This is a genomic window from Polaromonas sp. P1_E3 (genome assembly GCF_056405935.1).
In genome coordinates this window covers 1-2,894 of sequence record NZ_JBFUBD010000338.1, presented here as the reverse complement: position 1 = coordinate 2,894, position 2,894 = coordinate 1, and the positions used below count along the sequence as shown (strand labels likewise).

At 61.8% G+C, this 2,894-nt stretch carries 3 protein-coding genes; all 3 read right to left on the bottom strand.

Features of this window, described 5'->3' with window-relative positions; translation table 11 throughout:
- Positions 1–22 precede the first annotated feature (22 nt).
- On the bottom strand, positions 23–490 hold the full coding sequence (gene soxY, locus AC1D0Z_RS18810) for a thiosulfate oxidation carrier protein SoxY (protein ID WP_477659712.1): 468 nt from the start codon (positions 488–490) through the stop codon (positions 23–25).
- A gap of 143 nt (positions 491–633) precedes the next feature.
- On the bottom strand, positions 634–1,830 hold the full coding sequence (locus AC1D0Z_RS18805) for a c-type cytochrome (protein ID WP_477659711.1): 1,197 nt from the start codon (positions 1,828–1,830) through the stop codon (positions 634–636).
- Positions 1,817–2,894, bottom strand: a 1,078-nt coding sequence (soxC, locus tag AC1D0Z_RS18800) for a sulfite dehydrogenase (protein ID WP_477659710.1), incomplete at its 5' end; no start/stop codon positions are given. The genes soxC and AC1D0Z_RS18805, both read right to left, overlap by 14 nt.

Below are 2,894 nucleotides of genomic sequence, written 5' to 3'. Positions count from 1 at the left end.
GTGGTGATCGGGTGCGCGCGGCTTAACCGCCGCAGCCTCCGAGCGTGACCTTCACTTCCTTGACCGCATAAAAGTACTGGTCACCAGCCTTGGCCAGTGCATAAACGTTGGAGGACTGGCCCATCTTGATGTTGGTCGAGACGTTGGCGTCGGTGCCGGCGGGAATTTCGAACATGGCGGCCAGCGCGCTGGGGTTTTTTTCAACGACGAGCGCAATTTGCGTCGTGTTGGCAATGTTGCTTTGCGCCCCGACACGCACCACGTTGCCGTTCTCGGCAATTTCGGGCGCCTGCAGCAGCAGGTCCTTGCTTTCAACCGGAGCGCTGGTCGCGCCCATGGCTTTGGCCGCATCGGCCAAGGACTTGCTGTCAAAAGCAGCCTTGTTCCAGCCCGGCGCGTTTTGCGCGTGGGCCGGGTTCAGCCCGGTGGCAGCTGCCAGCGCCAGCGCAGTGGCGCTCGAACTGCTGGCCAGAAAATCGCGACGTTCCATGGTGAACTCCTTTTATATAACTTGAATGTCTTAAAACTAACAACGATTGGACACAAGAATGCCATGCTGCGGAACGGTATTTATCCCGAGCATGCCGTCAAAAATTGAAGAGGTTGCAGCGGCTGCATGCATTTTTATGCACGTCATTTTGGCGCGCCCTGAGCCAGCCATTGGGAAATCTGCGCAGATTCCGCCGCACTCAAGGCCTGCGGCGGCATGGGGATTGCACCCCAGACACCCTGCCCTCCGGCCTTGATTTTGCCCGAGAGGTAAGCCGACGCATCGGTACGGTCTTTATATTTGTTCGCTATATCCCTGAAGGAAGGACCTACCAGTTTGCTGTCCATGCCATGGCAGGCCAGGCAGGCATTTTTTTGCAGCAGCGGCATGACCGGAGCAGCACCTGATGCCGGAGCTTTAGCTACTGCCGACAGCTGCACAGTGGTGGCCGGCGACGAGACTGCTATCTTTTCAGGAGCTGCTTGCGCATGTTCTGTATGGCCTGGAGCGGTATTTGCCTCCGATACTCCGGCCACGGATGGCCGGGTGGTATCAATCCCGCGGCTGGCGCCTACCAGCCGCGACTGCTCGGCCAGATTGCCATGGGCGTTGCGCGCGTAGTCCGGTAAAAAGCTTTTGACCACCACCTCGCCGGCGCAATTCTTCATGCAGGCTGAGCCCTGGACGTCGGGACGCTCCGTGCCGCCCATTTCCTTGCCCGGCCACATCGCGTGGGCGGTGGTCATGCCGTTGCGGTTGGGCAGGCGCGCCTGCACCTCGCGGATATTGGCATCCGACAAGGTGAAGTTGTCGGGCAGGATATTGCCCAGGTTCAGGATGTAGGCCGTCACCGCATACACCTCGTCGGCTGTCAGCGTTTTCGGGGCATTCCACGGCATGGCGCGGTTGATGTAGTCCCAGAGCGTCGACAGCGTGGAAACTTTCATCAGCGTGGTGCGGTTCGGCTGGTTGGAGCCGGGCATGAGGCCATCGACGCGGCCAGTCTTCATGTCTTCAGCCGTGATGCCGCCGGCGATCGGCGTGAATACTTCAGACGACTCGGCGAAACTGCCATGGCAGGACGCGCACTGGGCCTCCCAGATCACTTCGCCCTGCCGGACTGAGCCCTGCCCCTTGGGCAGGCCCTTGAAGTCCGGCCGCACGTCGATGTCCCAGGCCTTGATTTCAGCGGGGGTTGCCGTGCGGCCGATGCTGGAGAGGGCTGCTGGTTTGTCCGCAGCCACCGCCCATTGGGTGACACCCGGGAGACCCGCGAGCAGCAGTAAGCCCATCGCAACGCGGACGCCGCGGGAAACCGGCCAGGCCTTAAATCTGGACATTTTTCACCTCGCCGTTTTCTTCCAGAGACCACGACTGGATGGCGTTGTTGTGATAAATGCTGCGGGAGGCGCGCACCTTGCGCAGTTCGTTGTATGTCGGCTGGATCTGGCCGGTTTCATCCACGGCGCGGCTCTGGAAAATGGCCGGCTTGCCGTCCCAGACGAAGTCGGCGTTAAACCGTGTGAGGCATTTGGCCAGCACCGGACCTTCCAGCCGCGCCGGCGCCCAGTTGCGTCCACCGTCCACGGAGACATCCACGCGTTTGATCTTCCCCCGGCCGCTCCAGGCAAGGCCCGTGACGTTATGAAAGCCTTTTTGCAGCAACACCTGCCCGCCGCTCGGCGAGGTCACCACGCTTTTGACTTCCTGGATGCTGGTGTATTGCCGGTGCAGCCCGCTGGGCTGAAGGTCGACGTAATGGATCGTCTCGTCCTTGGCGCCATAAGGCATGTCGCCCACCTCGATGCGCCGCAGGTATTTGACCCAGCTCACGCCCTGCACGCCCGGCACGATAAGCCGCAGCGGGTAGCCATTCTCGGGACGCAGCATTTCGCCGTTTTGCCCATAGGCCACCAGCACTTCGCCGCTCGTCACCAGGCTCATGGGAATGGTGCGCGTCATGCCCGAGCCGTCGGCCCCTTCCGCGAGGATGAATTTGGCGCGCTTGAGGTCAGCGCCGCAGAGTTCCAGCAGCGCGCGCAGCGGCACGCCGGTGAACTCGCTGCAGCTCAGCATGCCGTGGGTGTACTGCACCGTGGGCACAGCCGCGTTGCCCCATTCCATGCCGGTGTTGGCGCCGCATTCGATGAAGTGCATGCGGCTGACGTTCGGCAGGCGCATCAGCTCATCCATGCTGAAAACCATGGGACGCTTGAGCATGGCGTCATCGGAGCCGTTCACCATCAGGCGATGCTTCGAAGGATCGATGTCCCACCAGCCCTGGTGGTGGCGCTCAAAGTGCAGGCCGCTGGGCGTGATGATGCCGAAGAGGCCCTGCAAGGGGCAAAAGCTCACGCTGGCCTGGCCGATGCGGGTGAGGCCCGGGCTTTCACGGCGCTGCAGG

Bases quoted from the DNA above. Each gene is read 5' to 3' on its own strand.
- soxY (WP_477659712.1), bottom strand. From the start codon at position 490: ATGGAACGTCGCGATTTTCTGGCCAGCAGTTCGAGCGCCACTGCGCTG.
- AC1D0Z_RS18805 (WP_477659711.1), bottom strand. From the start codon at position 1,830: ATGTCCAGATTTAAGGCCTGGCCGGTTTCCCGCGGCGTCCGCGTTGCG.